Raw genomic sequence first — 17,601 nt, 5'->3', positions numbered from 1 at the left:
TATTTTTTGCGCAACAGCGCCCATGCAACCCCGAAGGCAGCATACCGTTCGGGGTTGTTTCAGGGAGTCCGTGATGGCGATTATCACCACCGCCTCCGGCGGCGGCGACTGCCATCGAGCAGCCGGCTGATCAGGTAGCTGACTGCGGCTCCAACCATAGCCATCACGGCGATATGCAGCAGGTTTGTCCAATCGAACGTGCTCTATACGGAACAGAGCGTTCCACCAAGCGTGCCTGCTTGCACATTACTCAGCGTCCTCATGCTCTTCCCTCCTTTCTGCCTTTTCCGGCTTCTTCTCTTCCGGCTCGTCCAGTACCGATTCCAAGATTCCTAACCCAAGAGCGATATACTTAACGATATGTAGTGCTTTTCCCGGTAATTTCACGGGAGCCAGCAGTACCAACTGTACCGCACGGCTAATTTTTTTGATGATATGATTCATGATGTTTTTGTGTTACTATGGATTTATAATGGGGTAATCGAACGGTGATCAGGTCTTGGTCCTCCGTTTCTAGATTTGGCTCGCCCACAGCCTTTCCGTCGCTTGTCTTCTTGTCATGGCGCTAGCGGACAGGGAATAAACGATAGCAGACCGTTTTCTTACGCTTCCTTGCGACAACCCATCCTTAATAGAAAAATGTCGCCAGTTTACATAAATCACCACCGCTTTGCCCCCCACAACCTTTCCGTCGCTTGCCGCGACAGGGCCTGTTCTTTCTTCTTGAAAAGAAAGAACCAAAGATTCAAGGCTAGGTTTCTTGATGCTACCTCGCCTGTCATCGCCTAAACCATCCCAAACTCACTGCGTTCGAACAGGGGATGGTTCTTAACGGCGATTGACGACGGCTCGCTACGCAGTCGAAACCAAGGCCATCTTCAGCGAACAGAGAATAAACGATAGCAGACCGTTAAAACCGCTTATTTACATCTCTTTGCAGTCCCCTAGATTAACAGAAAAATGTCGCCTTGGGATCGTTGCATCTGTAGGAACTTGCCTTTGCACAGGCTACTAAGGATGCATAAGATCCCTAGCGACGACTTTTATCAACTAGTCGATGAGCTCACTTCGTTCGGTTTTGCGTACTTTTTTGAGAGAAAAAAGTACGAGCCCAGCCCCGGCTTTAGGGGCGGAAAGGTCGTGCGAGGGACAAACCAGTAAGAAGGATCATCACCTTCGGGCACAGAGGACAAAAAACCTTACCCCTTTCGTATCACCAACTCGACCTCCCCGCCCATCTCCCAGAGGGCGTAGACAACAGCTTTCAGCTTGGCCAAATGAAAAGCTATTGCAGGATTATTTCTATATCGGAACAGACCTGAAGAACGGCCTGTCAAAAGAAAAATCTTTTTGATGTGATCAATCCACTGGTGACCATCGCGGCAAATAACGGGTTTGAGTTTATGTAATGTAGGAGTTCTTTCTTGGATAGAGAGGGGTAGATAACGTCGTTGTCGGAGAAATTGCCCCCTAATACAGGATCTATTCTTGACCGGGAATAAATCCCATGAGACACTCGCGACAACTCTTCTTTTCTACCACTCTTCCGGATGCTTTATATACGGTTTTAGAAGTACCCAAATTCAGAAAATCTTCGATAAGCCAAAGCTTTGGAATTGATATCAATTCCCAGACTATAGTTATTTTTTATTATCCATACTTGGATACCTGATCCACACATTTATTGAGCACACCCATAACAATTAATAAGCTTCTACCCAACCGGGAAGGCTCCAAGCAAACTAAGAATATCGCCTTTTTTTATTTTCCTGAGGAGTTTACCCAATTTCCGATCTTCGACGTTTTTGACTGCTGAAATCGTTTCCTCGTTCCATTTATTCACAAGTATATCTCGTTTTAAACATCCCTACCGTCTCCCCTACTCCACCGTAAACCAGCGGTAGCTTTCGGCGGGTATGGTAACCGTGAGCGTGGCTTTCGATCCGGCAGTCAACGGTGTTGTTTTTGCCGTATGATCATCGAAGGTTATTTTGGCCTGATGGGTCAATCCAGTATAGTAAAGCGGCACCTGTATAGTGCAGGTGATCGGTGTTTTCAACGGGTTGAAGAGCATCCCCAAGCCTTTCACGGAAGCTTCATGGGCGTTGACATGCAGGAAGCCGTCCCAGTCGCGCCCATCAGCCCGGCGTAAATGGATCACATCGGAATTGAGGATGCTGCGGTATTTCTTGTACCATTGGATGACGTCAATAACCACCTGTTTCGTCTCGTCGGTATCGTAGAGGCGCGGGCCACGGTAGCAGGCCTGTACGCCGGCTCCATAATACTGCATCATCAACTGCTTATAATCTTCGAGGTGCTCATGCAGGGGTTCCAAGACGGCTTCTTTGCCACCTCCCTGGTACGCGGTCAACGGCACAAAGCCCCAGCCCATGGACGGGTTCTGTTCCCATAGGGCATCAAATATATTCTGCCGGTTGAGTATGCGCTGGTTTTCGCGGGGAAGGGAAAAATTCACCTCCCGATAGCCCAGGCCGGTCTTGTTCGTTCCATCCAAAAAATACCAGTCGGGACAGTTGATGTACACGCCTCGTGCATTCAGCCAGTGATACAGTTCTTTCTGCATCGTAAACTGCACCCATTGACTGTCTTCCAGATCCTGATGCCCGGGATGGCTTTTCGACGCACATTGATCGCCCGGAAAGGGACCGTCGTTCTCCCAAATATCAAAACCGGTGCGCTCGAAAAACGTCTTGATGCGTTTTATATACCCAATCCCCCATTCCGAACCAAAACAGGGGGCGTTATTAAAAATGGTGCCGCCGGTTTTCCCGGTCTTGGGATTGATGATGTCGTCGGTCTCGCTGATCTTCCGCGAGCTGAATAACGAATAGGCGCCGATCTTGATATGTTTGCGATGCGCATAATCGGCTAGTTTTTTCAGTTGTGCGAGGTTGTTGGCGCTGGTATCCTCCATGTTCACATGGCTACCAAAGCTCAGGATCAACGCTTCGTAGCCCGTCGCGGCACATTGGTCAATGGCGGTGTGGACCTGTTCATCGGTCTTGCTGACCAGATGCATAAATATCGGGTTCGCCGTGGTCCATGGCGCGAGGGCGCGGTACATCTTCCGTATGGCCAGCCCTCGGCGCTCCCGGTCGTAGCTGTCCATAAGCAGCTCCCACGAGCGGATCGACGTGAAGTTGGCCGTAGGTTGCAACCGCACGCCTACGCCCACATTGGGATAGACCTCCAGAAGGGCTGGTGTGCTGTAGTTGTAGTTGACCTGTGAGGTGTAGGTGGAGTCGGCTTTCCAGTGCAGGGACTGATCGCTGAGGTGGTAGCGCATGGCGTTGTTAAACGCAAAATTGCTTTCCACATAGAGGCCATGCTGCTTGCGCATATCGGCCACAGAGCCCACGACGGCGCTCTCCTCCTCCACCAAGGCGAGCTTTTCATGGATCACCTGATTGACCTGCACCGTTTGTGTGCCGTTGTTCCGGATCGTTAGCCATTTGCTGATCAAGGGGAGCCCATCGTAAAGCGCATAATGTACCTGTACCTCGAGTCCTTCTACCACGGGATCGCTGGGAGCCGCATAGGTGAACGTGATCTGCTTGCCGGTGGCTGCCGCTTGGTGTGTCGCCCACCATGCCTCTCCTTTCCAGGGCAACAGGGGTGGCAGCTCTTGAATTTCGTGTTTTACATACCTAAAATCTTCGGCGCTTGCCGTAAACTCCGGCATCCATTCGGGCCTCAGATAGGCGCGCTCTTTTTGTCCGTAGACACCGCCAATCGTATACCATTTGCCGTTGAGCTGCAGCTGTGCTTCGGGCTGTACCGCGCGGATCAGCTGCTGCCCCGTGATCAGGTTGGTCAAATCGTAACAGAAGGCATTGGGGTGGATCTTGAACGATCGGCGTACCAGTCCGTTTTCCAGCACAATATCCTGATCGTTGACCGCAATTTGCGCCCGATAGGCTCCATTGCCTTGCAGGGTCCAGTCCTGTTGCTGCGGCGCTACAGCTTGTCCCAATCCGGGGATGTGGAGCAGCAGCAGCGCGAAGAATATCGCTACAGATAAAACGCTCGTGAACTTCATAGCATGCATCGTTTTTAACCGATTCGCCCGTATAGGCTATGGGATGATCTAGATTTATAAAACACTCTTATTCCTGAAATATAAGCGATTTAAATCAACTTGCGAAAATAATCCTATATGCAATCGATTGTTCCATTTCGCGGGTTTAAATGACTCAACTTATTCACTGCATTGTCGTGTCGGTGAGGTCGTATGGTCTAACCGCCTTATTAGCGGATAAAAAAGGACGAAAATAGCCGTTACAATTTTCCCATCTGGCTATGTTGATAAGTTGTCAGGTTTATTTTTCTGCAAACTGTTCAAAGAAAATGAAAATGTGCTTCCGGCTCCCAAATCACTTTTTACCGCAATATCTCCACCTTGTGCCTGTATAAATTCTTTGCTGATGCTCAATCCCAAGCCTGTGCCTTCTTTTTTTGTGCCGGGAATGCGGAAATAACGTTCAAAGATCTTGTCCAGATATTGTGGAGAAATACCCTTCCCCGTATCGGTGACGGAGAACTGCACCTTGTGATCTGCCGCTGTTACATCAATATAAACCGTTGCGTTATCATAAGAATACCGAATGGCATTGGAAAGCAGGTTTGTAAGTACCCAAGCGGTTTTTTCATTGTCTGCAAGTACCTGAGGCAGGTTATCGGCTATTCGTACTTCAAAGTTGATTTGCTTTTGTTCGGCTGCTGCTTTGGTGGCATTCACAGCGTATTCTACCATTTCTCTGACTTCAGCTGGAACAATACTTATCTGGATAGTACCGCTTTCCACCTGCGTCATATTCAGTAATTCTCCCGTAATTTTCAGTAATCGTGCGGTATCATCTGTTATACTTTCTAAAAGGCTCCGTTGCTCTGTATTTAATTCGCCAATTTGCTTATTTTCCAGCAATTGCAAACTCATCTTTATAGATGAAATAGGGGTTTTTAGTTCGTGGGAAACCGTGGCAATAAAGTTGGTTTTCGCAAAATCCAATTCTTTATAAGGGGTAATGTTTTGTAAAAGGATGACGTCCCCGATATGGGTTTCTGTCTGCTCGCCAGTAGGCGTAATCTTAATGGGGATAATTTCTTTCTCAAAATAGCTTTCTTTGCTGTCGGCATAAATTTTTATCGGAAGGGATTTTGTTCTTTTATCGGCTGTTTCATTTTCGGGCAAATCCTGTATCAGGGTTTTTATGAGGTCGTTTCGTTCGGCAATTGTATGAATGGGCTTGCCCACCACATTTTCTTTTTGCAATCCGGCTATTTTTAACGCCACATCGTTCATAAACAAAATGGTCTGATTTTCATCTAAACCGATAACCGGTTCGCTCATATTATTGATGAGCGTTTCGATACGTTTTTTTTCCATCATCAGTTTTGCCAAGCTACTGCTGCTGTATTCTTCCAATTTTTCAGCCATGGTATTAAACGATTTGGCTAACTCTCCAAATTCGTTGTGCTGCTCGAAATGCACTCTTCTGGAGTAATTTTTTGCTGCGATTTGTTTAATACTTTCTGTAAGTTCCCGGATGGGATTAGCAATGTTCGACGGCAGATTTACGAACAATGTGAATGCTACGATAAAACAAAATGTTCCGGTAATAGCAATCCAATAAATGGCGTTTTCAGCTGTTTTTTGAGCGACGCCATTTTTTAATTGTATCGCCTGCATATTCAGCAGCATGGCACTGGTAATGTCTTTCTGTATGGTTTTATGTAAGGTTCGATCATCGGGATTGTTTATGATTTGTGCAAAATCGGCTTGTATGCTGTCTGTAATTTCCTTTTCGCCTACTTCCGTGATGGTTTTTGTTTGCTTTGTCAGACTTTCACGAAATTTCTTTTGCTGCTGGGGATTTGAAATATCATCGTTTAACGCATCCAGCATTTGACGGCAATAATCGACCGTATTGTAGTTGTCCGCCAGAATGTTTTTAGCATCGTTGGACAGCTTATTTATCTGATTTGCACTTAACACGGTAAGCAGGGCTATCATTGCAAATAAAAGCCCTACACCTAACGTTAATTTTGTTTTTATTCTCATCACTTCAATTCTTTAACTTAATATCACCAAATCAATGTTATTTGTGGACAGCTTTTTTAACAGACCACTGAAAACATTGCCTGCCAAAATAATATGCAACAGGCTTAAATGTGGTTTTCCTATGCAAACGGTGGTTATTTTTCGTTGCTCACACTGCGTAATAATCGCTCTGGAAACATGGTCATTTTCCACCTTGATGATTTCTGCGCCTAATTCTGTAGCTAATTTAAAGTTATTTATAAGATGTCTTTGTTTACCAAGGGCTATTTTATCCGAACTTTCTTTTGGTGTTTGTACATACAGAACAAACCATTTGCTGTTGTAATAGTTCGCCAACCGTGCGGTTTTGCGGATAACATTCCGTGCGGTTTTTTCATTGGAACTGATGCAAGCCAAAATTTTTTCCCTTCTCGAAGAACCTGGTAAAGTAATTTCGCTCTCTACTTTACGCTCGACCTGTGAAGCCACTTCTTTTAATGCCAGTTCTCTCAATTGCAGAATGTGTTCACTCTTGAAAAAATTATTTAATGCGGTTTCAATTTTTGTAAGCTCATATATTTTTCCCTCTTTTAATCTTGTTATCAGTTCATCTGCGGTAAGATCTATATTCACCACTTCATCTGCCTGTGCAATAATGCTATCAGGAATTCGTTCTTTGACCTCAACACCGGTAATGTTTCTTACTTCTTCATTAAGGCTTTCGATATGCTGTATGTTTGCCGCACTAATCACATTGATGCCGGCATCGAGAATATCCAATACGTCCTGCCAGCGTTTTTCATTTTTACTGCCTTCGATATTGGTATGGGCTAATTCGTCGATGATCACGACTTCAGGACGTAAATTGATAATTGCCTGAACGTCCAATTCTTCTAATTCCTTGCCTTTATAAAACAGCTTTCTGCGTGGAATAACGGGAAGCCCTTCTAACAAAGCCAGTGTTTCTTTTCTGCCATGCGTTTCAATGTACCCGATTTTGATGTCGATACCATTTTGCAGCAATGAATGTGCTTCCTGCAACATACGGAAAGTCTTGCCTACACCGGCACTCATGCCAATGTAGACTTTGAATTTTCCTCGCCTCGCCTTTTTTATCAGGTCAAGAAACTGTTGTACGGTTTGGTCTTTATCTGTCATCAGAGTGCAATTGCTAATGATGTTGTAATGAAAAAATTGTTATTGTCTGGTTTATCATTTCCCGTAAAGACCTTGTCCTTGCTGCTAAGCCCTCGTCCTTCTATACGCCACATGATATTTTTCCGTATCAGGTAATCGTAATTTATGGAATATCCCCAAGTTTTAAATCCATTTGGTGTATTTGTGCCAATGATCACACCGTTTTCGTCGTTATAATACTCAGCTCTTATTGCCACATTGTGTTTTTCGGCAGGGCTAAATTTTACGATGACAACCGGTGCGTACCACGTATTATAGTGGTTGCTTCCTTTGTTTTTTTGTTCTGCTCCAATATCAAATCCTGCTGTTAAGGCAAATTTTTCGGTAATTTGGAAGATGCCGTAAAGGTTGTGAAAATACCGCATTTGCCTTGTGCTGTCGGGTTTGTCATTTCCAATAAAGGAGCTGCTGTTGAGCGTGATTTTTGAATTTGGTTTGTAGGCTAGCTGATGACCGAATGCAGGGGTGTTATTACCATCTACACGTTGTATGCGCTGCCATCCGTTTAATAGCAATCCGCTTATAAACCATTTACCGTTATCGGTCGTGTACGAGATTTTTGCACCCGTCTCAAAATAGGGCGAATTTTCCGCATAAACACCTCGGGTCAGCGTCCAGTTGTCCATTCCTCTGGCACTTGCAAAACCGATGTGGGAAGGGAAAAAGCCGACATCAATCCATAAATTCTTTTCCTTCGAGATTTTTATTCCGGCATTTGCTTCATATATATTTTTGAACACGCCCTGTTCGGCTGCGTAATTTGCATTCATATAAGTACCGGTAGCCAAAGCAAAATTTGCCCTTACCAAATCGGTGTTATAGGATGCTTTTACAAGATCTAAATTCACGTTAAACTCATTATGTCTATTATGTGAGTACATAAATTCGGGTCGATTATGGTCGTTGGGCTTATTAAAATCATAGGTGTAGTACATTTCTAAATATCCGCTAAAAGAAAACGCTGATTTTGTGCTATCTGATTGTCCAAAACAATTGATACTTACTAAAATCAACACCGCCAATACTGTATTTTTCATTTGCTTTACTTTAAAGTATCCAAAGCGATATTTAACTTGAGAACATTTATCTTTTCAGGTCCGAATAATCCAAACAAAGGTTTTTCGGTATGGGCAAGGATGAGTTGCTGAAGGTTTCCTTCGGCAATGCCACGGATTTTGGCAATGCGTTTTACCTGTACTTTTGCCGCCTGTACGGAAATATTCGGGTCGAGACCGCTACCGCTTGCCGTTACCAAATCCACGGGGATTTCAGACTTGGCAATACCCGGATTGTGTACCAAAAATGTGTCAATTCTTGCCTGAACTTGTTGAAGATATTCCTTATTGGAAGCCGCTTTGTTGCTGCCTCCGGAACCCGCGGCATTATAATCTACCGCAGAAGGGCGTGACCAGAAATACTTATCTTCTGTAAAAGACTGTCCTATATTGGTATAATACGTTTTGCCGTTGTATGTAATCACTTCTCCTTTTCCTTTATTTGGAGCGAACTGTGCCATACTCCAAACGATAAGCGGATAGGCTACTGCAAGTAATAGGATGCTTAAAACCGTTAGCTTGATAGCCGGTAAAATATGTGTTTTCATCTATCTAATTTTTTTATATTGTGTGATGAAGCTGTCATGGTTTAATTATTCCTTTGTGGGATTTTTGAAAACCATGACGGTTTCATTTTTGTTGATGTTTTAAATAAATACGGAAACCAATAGGTCGATAAGCTTTATCCCTACAAACGGAACTATGATGCCGCCCAAACCGTAGATGAATAAATTTCTGCGTAGCAATGCACTGGCTCCGATAGGCTTGTAGGCTACTCCTTTTAACGCCAACGGTATCAGTAACGGAATAACCATAGCATTGAAAATAACTGCCGATAGGATAGCACTTTCAGGCGAATGCAGCTTCATAATGTTTAATCCCTGTAAGGCAGGAATGGAAGCAATAAACAGTGCTGGAACAATGGCAAAATACTTTGCCACATCATTGGCAATACTGAATGTGGTTAATGTTCCTCTGGTCATTAACAATTGCTTGCCTATCTCCACGACCTCAATCAGCTTGGTCGGGTCGTTATCCAAATCCACCATATTGCCTGCTTCTTTAGCGGCTTGCGTACCGCTGTTCATCGCCACGCCGACATCGGCCTGTGCTAAGGCGGGTGCATCGTTCGTACCATCGCCCATCATCGCTACCAGTCTGCCCTGTGATTGCTCGTTGCGGATATAGTTCATTTTATCTTCGGGTTTTGCTTCGGCAATAAAGTCATCTACACCTGCTTTTTCGGCAATGTATTTTGCCGTCAGCGGATTGTCCCCGGTAACCATCACGGTTTTAATGCCCATTTTACGCAATCGCTCAAAACGTTCCTGTATGCCGGGTTTTATGATGTCCTGCAATTCAATTACGCCCAATACGCTGTCATTTTCGGCAACAACGAGTGGCGTTCCGCCATTGCTTGAAATGGTTTTTACCTGTTCAGCGGTTTCCTGTGGAAAATGGTTTCCTGCTTTTTCAACCAGATTTTTGATCGCATCTGAAGCTCCTTTTCTAATTTTGATATTATCGTAATCGATTCCCGAGCTTCTTGTTTCTGCTGTAAATTTGATAAAACGGGGCTTTTCAATTTGGTAGCTCAACGGATTAATGCCCGCCAATTCGATGATGGATTTTCCCTCGGGAGTTTCATCTGCCATCGAACTCAACACGACTGATTTTATAAAATGCTTTTCATCCGCACCATTTGCCGGGTAGAATTTCGTCGCTTTTCGGTTACCGATGGTAATAGTTCCAGTTTTGTCCAACAGTAAAACATCCACATCTCCTGCGGTTTCAACCGCTTTACCGCTTTTGGTAATAACATTTGCCCGTAAAGCCCTGTCCATCCCTGCAATACCGATGGCTGATAACAATCCGCCGATAGTCGTCGGAATTAAACAGACGAAAAGGGAGATGAAAGCCGCTACGGTAATGGGTGTTTGTGCATAATCTGCAAAGGGTTTCAGCGTAACGACTACGATAATAAACACGAGTGTAAAACCTGCCAACAGAATAGTCAAAGCAATTTCGTTGGGTGTTTTCTGACGGTTTGCACCTTCTACCAACGTAATCATTTTATCCAAGAAACTTTCGCCTGCTTCGGTGGTTACGCAGACTTTAATTCTATCGGACAATACTTTTGTACCACCAGTAACACTGCTTTTATCGCCTCCTGCCTCCCGGATTACGGGAGCACTTTCGCCTGTAATGGCACTTTCGTCAATGGTTGCCAAACCTTCCATAATTTCGCCGTCGGATGGGATAATATCGCCTGCTTCACAGATGAAAACATCGCCCTTTTTAAGTTGTGAGGAAGAAACCGTTTCTCCGTTTTCTAATCGGGCGGGTGTTTCTTCTCTGGTTTTACGTAAGCTGTCGGCTTGTGCTTTTCCTCGGGCTTCGGCAATGGCTTCGGCAAAATTGGCAAACAACAAAGTGATAAAAAGTATAAGCGTTACGATAACATTATAGAGCAGACCGCCCTGATTTTGTTCGCCCGTGGTAATCCATACACATACGCCTACCATAACCAGCGTACCTATCCACACCATAAACATGACCGGATTGCGGAACATTTTTTCAGGATGCAGCTTAATGAACGACTGTTTCAGAGCTTCATTCAGCAATGCGGGTTCAAATAATTTATTGCTATTATTATTCATTTTTGTTGAAGTTGATAAGGATTAATAAAGTGAAAAATATTCGGCAATAGGACCCAATGCCAAAGCCGGAAAGAATGCCAGTGCGGCAATGATGGCTATGACGGCAAATACCATCAGCCCGAATGTTGCCGTATCGGTTTTAAGTGTTCCTGCACTTTCCGGTATAAATTTCTTTTCTGCAAGTAAACCTGCTATGGCAACGGGACCGATAATGGGTAGAAACCTGCCCAATAGTAATACTATTCCTGTGGATATGTTCCAGAAGGGGGTATTATCTCCTAGGCCCTCAAAACCACTCCCATTGTTGGCTGCCGACGAGGTGTATTCATACAGCATTTCACTGAAACCGTGAAAGCCAGGATTGGCTAAAGTTGCCGATGTGTATTGCGGTAATGCAGCTGCGAAAGCAGTTCCGACCAATATAAGCAGTGGATGTGCTAATGCAATGATCAACGCTATTTTCATCTCTCTGGCTTCAATTTTCTTCCCCATAAATTCGGGTGTCCTACCCACCATCAATCCGCTGATGAACACTGCCAGAATAATAAAGATGAGGAAATTGAGTATGCCTGCACCCACACCGCCGTAAAATGCGTTAACCATCATTGCCAATAGTTCGTTCATACCGGATAAGGGCATCGAACTATCATGCATAGAGTTGATGCTGCCCGTAGAAATAACGGTGGTCACGATACTCCAAAAGCCGGATGCCGCTGCTCCAAAACGGATTTCTTTCCCCTCCATTGCTCCGAGCGCATTATCTATTCCCATCTGTGCGATTGCCGGGTTCCCGTTCATTTCCATCGTGATATTTGGGATGACCAATAACAGAAATCCGACCGTCATTACACCAAACATCATCCAGGCAAATTTTTTCCTGCGGATAAAATAGCCAAAGGCAAATACCATCGCCATAGGAATAATTAGCTGTCCGAACATCTCGACCATATTGGTCAGGTACGAAGGGTTTTCAAGTGGATGAGATCCATTAGCACCGAAAAAGCCGCCACCATTAGTGCCTACGTGTTTAATAGGCACAAAAGCGGCTACCGGACCGCGGCTTACTTCTACCGTATTGCCCTGTAAGTTGGTTAGGGTATCTTTGCCTTCAAAAGTCATGGGCATACCGTTAAATACAAAAATGGCAGCTAAAACCAGCGATACAGGTAATAAAATGCGGGTGCAGGATTTTAAAAAGTAATGGTAAAAATTACCTAATTGAGTGGCTGATTTTTCCCGAAATGCTTTGAACAATACGACTGCTGCTGCCATGCCCACACCTGCGGTTACAAACTGGAGAAACATGAGCCATATCTGCCCTAAATAACTAATGCCTGTTTCGCCTGAATAATGTTGCAGGTTACAGTTTACCAAAAATGAAATGGTGGTGTTAAACGCCAAATCTGCGGACTGGCTTGGGTTGCCATCGGGATTGAGCGGTAAACTTCCCATATTCATCAGTATGCCCATACTCATCAGAAACCAGAGCAGGTTGATGGTCAGCAAGGCTACCAGATGCTCTTTCCAGTTCATTTCCTCATTGGGATTGATGCCTGATGTTTTATAGAAAAATCGTTCTATGGGACCCAATACGGGGTCGAGAAAGGTTTTATCACCTGCATATACTTTTGCAATGTATTGGCCAAAAGGGATTGCCAGCAAAAGCGTTATCCCGAACATGGCTATAATACCTAAAATGTCTGTGTTCATATTTTTTAATGGAATAATAGTTTAATAAACCAGCCGATAAGCATGACCAATCCAAAAACAAGTAGAAATATCTTGACCACTTTCCAAACTTCTTTCATATCCTCGTTTATGTTTCTCATACTGTCTTTATTTTCGGCTTGTTTTCCGGTTTATTGCGTCCTGTTGTTCTTAAAATTTTTCCGGTTTAATCAGCACATAGCACATATAGAAAAATACAGCCATGGCGATGATGAATAACACAATCATATCTTTTCAAAGAGTTTAATGAGTGAAAAAAAGAGGGCAAAGCACAAAAGCCCGGTAAGGAGTAAAATGACTGTAAGCATAATCAATTATTTATTTTGTTATGCCATGAGATAGACAATCCCTATTCCAATAGAATTGGGAACGATATTAAACAGCTGTATTATAAGCAATTAAACCGTTTTTGTTAAAAAAGGAAAATAAAAAACCCTTTCATTTTGAAAGGGTGGATACTATCGTTTTGAAAGGATTATTTTATCTGGTATTCGTCCATCTTGCGATACAATGTTGTTAAGGCAATATTCAGGAGCTTCGCAGTTTCTGTTTTATTGCCGCCTGTGTAATTTAATACCTTTTGAATATGTATTTTTTCGGCACTGGCAAGGTCGAATGCGGACAGTGTTTTTTCCCGGGTTCCTACCGAGTTGAATGGTTGTAATTCGGCAGGCAAACTACTTTCTGTTAATTCGGTGCTATCGGTAAGGATTACGCTGCGTTCGATAACGTTTTTTAGTTCTCTGATGTTGCCTTTCCATGAGTGCTGTTTCAGTGCTTCCAGATAGCCTTTTGAAATTACACTGATTTTTTTGTTGGTCTTACTGGTGAATGTCCGTAAGAACAATGCCGCCAATTCTTCTATATCCACAATTCTTTCCCGAAGTGGAGGTAATGCAATCTGGAAAATGGCAATACGATAAAATAAATCTTCACGGAAATTACCTGCTTCTACTTCCTGTTGTAAATTTCTGTTGGTGGCGGCTACAATGCGTACATTTACCCGGGTTGATTTGCTGTCGCCGACTTTTAAAAATTCGCCCGTTTCCAACACCCGTAACAGCTTTGCCTGTAAATCTAAAGGCATTTCGCCAATTTCATCTAAGAAAATCGTACCGTTATTCGCTTCCTCAAAAATTCCTTTACTGTCTTTCAACGCACCTGTAAACGCACCTGCTTTATGTCCGAATAATTCATTTTCTAACAATTCTTTACTAAAGGCAGAACAGTTTATGGCTACAAAATTTTGTTTACTCCTGTTGCTTGCATTGTGAATGGCTTGTGCAAAAACCTCTTTCCCTGTTCCGGTTTCTCCGGTAAGCAAAACGGTTGTTTCACTGTCCGCCACTTTTTTGGCTGCATCAATGGAAGCACCAAGCGTTTTGGATTTCCCGATGATGTTATCAAAAGAATATTTATTGCCCAACTGCTTTTCCAATTGCATTAGCCGTTTGGCGAGTGTCACTTTTTCGGTTGCTTTATAGAGCAGGGGAATGATTTTGTTGTTATCATCGCCTTTGGTAATATAATCAAAAGCTCCGTTTTTCATTGCCTGAACGCCATCTGAGATGTTTCCGTAGGCGGTGAGCAATATGATTTCTACGGAAGGATATTTCTCTTTGATATTTTTGATGGCTTCAACACCGCTTCCGTCCGGTAGTTTTACATCGCATATCACGACATCAACATCAGCTGTTTCCAGTTTTTTTAAACCGCTTTGGATGTCGCCAGCCTGCAACACATCAAACCCTTCCAACGTAATGATTTTGGAAAGCAGGGTTCTTATTTTTTCTTCGTCATCGATGATTAAAACTTTGCTCACGGTAGAAAATTTATAGGGCAAATTTAAACATAATAACGTTGGCTCATGAAATATTGCTGCTAAAGATGTGGTTAGCGTATCAATACAATTTCCTTCCTTTCTTTTTTTCTTCATCCGATTGGCAAACCGTTCTTCCCCATAATCCTCGCCCTGTGCATCGGGTAACAGGCTTAACAATCCCAAATCGAAATTAACTTCTTCTGCCAAAATATAAAAAAACGAAAGCAAAGCGTTGTATGTTCCAAGACTTGTGTACTGATAATATCTCGGCGGATGCCGTACCACCGAAGCCATTTGACTTTTAATATCGCCTTTCTGCTGTTCTACTAATAAAGAATGACAATATCGCCATCTATTTACATTGAACTGTCGATCTACATTTTCAGATAAGAGGAATATCTATATGTATTAGATGTCAGGGATGTATTTTTGAAATGTGTTGACACCGTCTCTTTGAACGGAAAAGAGAAACCTAAAACGCCCCCACCAGTATGGCTTTTAGATTTCTCCTCGCGCCCCGTATAAATGCCAAGACGTTATTTTTAGAAGCAATGAATACGCTTCCCGCCGTATACCGACGCTTTTAGATACGCATTTTTCCTCCTTGTCCCGGCGACCTGTTAATCGTCGTTTTTTAAGGCATGGACAGGGTTTGCCCGCGCAGCTTGGATAGCTATCTTCGTTGCGGACAATAGCGCAAGCGCTATGATGGCCGCACCGGAGAGCAGGAAGATCCACCAATCCAGTGTCGTCCGATAAACATAGTTCTCGAGCCATCTATTGGCCAGCAGCCAGGCGATAGGAAATGCTACGACGATGGATAGCACGATCAGACGCATGTACTCCTTGGTGAGCAGTAGAATGATGCTTTGGACAGAAGCGCCCAATGTTTTGCGAATACCGATTTCCTTAACTTTCAGTTCGGTAGAAAATAGGATTAAACTCGCCAGGCCGGTGCAGGACAGGACGATAGCCAATAGGGAGAATATGGAAATAAGTTTTGCGCTGAGCAGATCTTCTTTGTAGATGATCGCAAAGGCCTCGTCTAAGAAATGATACCGCAGGGGATGTTCCGGGTTATACTTCCGCCACAGGGTTTGCACAGCGACCAAGGCTTCGTCGATCTTGTTAGGCTGGGCTTTCACGTACATCCCTCCCAGCGCAAACCCGTTGCCCAGGAAGAACGCACAGGGCTTGATTTCTGTTTTCAGATCCTTGAAGTTAAAATTTTTCATGACGCCGGCAATGGTCATGGTTTTGCCACGGAACGTAATGGTTTGTCCCACAGGGTCGGCCAAGCCCATCTCCTGAATGGCTTGTTCATTGAGTAGTATCTTACTGCTATCGGCTGCTGTTCCCGAGAATCCTTCTCCCGAAGCCAAGGAGATGCCTAATACCTGCGTGAAATTTCGGTCTACTCCTACTTGTGTAATAAAGAAATTTGACTGCTTGCTGGACTTCCCTTTCCAATCGATATCGGCCGTTTCGGAGCCAAAATCAGTCACATCGCTGCTGGCCGCGGTGACGCCGGCGATACCGGGCTGCCGTTCGAGTTCGCTCCGCACCGCGTCATAATGCGGGAGAAAGTTCTTTTGCTCAAACAGGAATACATTTTCTTTCGAATAGCCGAGGTCCTTTTGCCGCATAAACTGAATCTGTTTCTGAAAAACCAGCGTCCCTGTGATAAGGATAATCGTACTGGTAAATTGTACAATGACCAATGCTTTTCTGACTTTTTGCGAAGCGCTGTGCGGGTCTCTGCCCGACTTGATCAACTGTACCAGCTTATTGCTGGAAAATAGCAGGGCCGGATACATACCGGCCAAAAGCAGCGTGGAAAGGAACGTGACCGCACCGATCAGGTATACTTCATACGACCGGACATCGATTTTCAGGTTTTTTTCAGTCAGTTCATTGAAGAACGGCAGGGTCAGGTAGGTCAATACCATCGCGCAGAGCAAAGCCACGCCAAAGATCAGGCCCGATTCCAGGAGATACTGTATAAACAGGTGTTTTTTCGAGGCACCCACGATCTTCCGCAAGCTGATCTCTTTCCCGCGTTTGGTAGCCTTCGCCGTAACCAAGCTGACGTAATTGGAGCAGGAAATGGCCAGTATGACCAAACCCAATCCCAAAACGGAGTATACCAATAGCATGCCTTGCTGCTTGCCTTTCGGATTGTACAGGTGAAGGGTTTCGATGTTTTGCAGGTAATAGGCGAAATCGGCATAGAGCCCATTCTGTCCCGGTTCTTCCGCCGGACCGAATTGCTGTTGTTGGATATCGGTGAATTGCCGGGCAACCGTAGATGGGTTGTGACCGTCTTTCAATACGATAAAAATGTCATTCTGAAAGTTGCCCCACTCCGCCTCATAATTTTCGCCTTTTATCCGTTTCAGTAAGGTATATGGCAGGATAAAGCTACCTTTCAGCGAACTGTTCTCCGGAAAGTCGTCCACAATGGCAGAAACCACAAACGGTTCTTTTCCCGATCGGACGATCCAATCCAACTCCAGTTCAATGGTTTGACCCAGGGCATTTCCCTCGGGGAAAAATTTTGAAGCGAACGTCTTGGTCAGCACGATGGACTGAACTTGGGAAAAGGGGGTGTCGTTATGCAGATAGGTTGCGGGCAGATCGAATACCTGCAGGAAGGACGGATCGGCAAACAGGCCGTTTTCATCGAACTGGCTTGTTCCCCGGACAAAAGTGGTCATCCTGCTGCGCTGTGTCCTGCATACCGCTTCGATCGCTGGAATCTCTGCCGCGGCAACGGTAGCAATAGGTGCGGGTGTGGAATGGATAAACTGATCGGACTGGCTGTCAAAGGAAGCCACGAGCTGATAGGTCCGGCCGGATTTGCTAAACATCCGGTTGAAGGTCAGTTCATCCGTCACCCAGAGGGCTATCAGCAGGACAGCAACTAAGCTGATCGATAATCCCGAAATTAAAAAAATCGATGATTTTTTATCTTTTTTCAAGGATCGAATGGCGTATTTGATATGTTGTCTAATCATATTGGCTCTGTTATTCCACGTGTTCCGCTTTGCGGCGTATTCCTATACGCATTGCGCA

The 17,601-nt window shown here is 44.4% G+C and carries 11 protein-coding genes; all 11 read right to left on the bottom strand.

What is annotated here, in order from left to right:
- Positions 1-246: 246 nt before the first annotated feature.
- Positions 247-444, bottom strand: a complete 198-nt coding sequence (locus ACFSR5_RS18390) for a hypothetical protein (RefSeq protein WP_380905935.1) — start codon at positions 442-444, stop codon at positions 247-249.
- Between the two features lie 1,435 nt (positions 445-1,879).
- A complete protein-coding gene (locus ACFSR5_RS18385; protein ID WP_380905934.1) occupies positions 1,880-4,063 on the bottom strand; it encodes an alpha-galactosidase in 2,184 nt (727 codons plus the stop codon).
- Positions 4,064-4,321: 258 nt separating this feature from the next.
- Positions 4,322-6,085 carry an ATP-binding protein gene (locus tag ACFSR5_RS18380; protein WP_380905933.1) on the bottom strand — a complete coding sequence of 588 codons (1,764 nt, stop codon included), beginning with the start codon at positions 6,083-6,085 and terminating at the stop codon, positions 4,322-4,324.
- Positions 6,086-6,097: 12 nt separating this feature from the next.
- On the bottom strand, positions 6,098-7,222 hold the full coding sequence (locus ACFSR5_RS18375) for a sensor protein KdpD (RefSeq protein ID WP_380905932.1): 1,125 nt from the start codon (positions 7,220-7,222) through the stop codon (positions 6,098-6,100).
- The gene (locus ACFSR5_RS18370) at positions 7,222-8,298 is read right to left on the bottom strand and encodes a porin (protein WP_380905931.1); all 1,077 of its coding nucleotides are present in this window, start codon (positions 8,296-8,298) and stop codon (positions 7,222-7,224) included. The genes ACFSR5_RS18375 and ACFSR5_RS18370 overlap by 1 nt, the downstream gene beginning before the upstream one ends.
- Positions 8,299-8,303: 5 nt before the next feature.
- Positions 8,304-8,864, bottom strand: a complete 561-nt coding sequence (locus ACFSR5_RS18365) for a K(+)-transporting ATPase subunit C (protein WP_380905930.1) — start codon at positions 8,862-8,864, stop codon at positions 8,304-8,306.
- Between the two features lie 99 nt (positions 8,865-8,963).
- Entirely contained in the window at positions 8,964-10,976 is a 2,013-nt protein-coding gene (kdpB, locus tag ACFSR5_RS18360) for a potassium-transporting ATPase subunit KdpB (protein ID WP_380905929.1), read from the bottom strand.
- Positions 10,977-10,997: 21 nt separating this feature from the next.
- Positions 10,998-12,686, bottom strand: coding sequence for a potassium-transporting ATPase subunit KdpA (gene kdpA / locus ACFSR5_RS18355; RefSeq protein WP_380905928.1), 1,689 nt, complete (start codon positions 12,684-12,686; stop codon positions 10,998-11,000).
- Positions 12,687-12,854: 168 nt separating this feature from the next.
- Positions 12,855-12,932, bottom strand: coding sequence for a potassium-transporting ATPase subunit F (locus ACFSR5_RS18350; protein ID WP_380906159.1), 78 nt, complete (start codon positions 12,930-12,932; stop codon positions 12,855-12,857).
- Positions 12,933-13,179: 247 nt separating this feature from the next.
- Positions 13,180-14,526: a sigma-54-dependent transcriptional regulator gene (locus tag ACFSR5_RS18345; protein ID WP_380906157.1), complete on the bottom strand. Its 1,347-nt coding sequence runs from the start codon at positions 14,524-14,526 to the stop codon at positions 13,180-13,182.
- 620 nt (positions 14,527-15,146) lie between these two features.
- Positions 15,147-17,543 (bottom strand): ABC transporter permease, encoded by a 2,397-nt coding sequence (locus tag ACFSR5_RS18340; RefSeq protein ID WP_380905927.1) that lies wholly within the window; start codon positions 17,541-17,543, stop codon positions 15,147-15,149.
- Positions 17,544-17,601 lie beyond the last annotated feature (58 nt).

It is taken from the genome of Sphingobacterium suaedae (assembly GCF_042684625.1).
In the GTDB taxonomy this organism is placed as follows: Bacteria; Bacteroidota; Bacteroidia; order Sphingobacteriales; family Sphingobacteriaceae; genus Sphingobacterium; species Sphingobacterium suaedae.
This window is presented reverse-complemented; position numbering and strand designations above follow the sequence as displayed.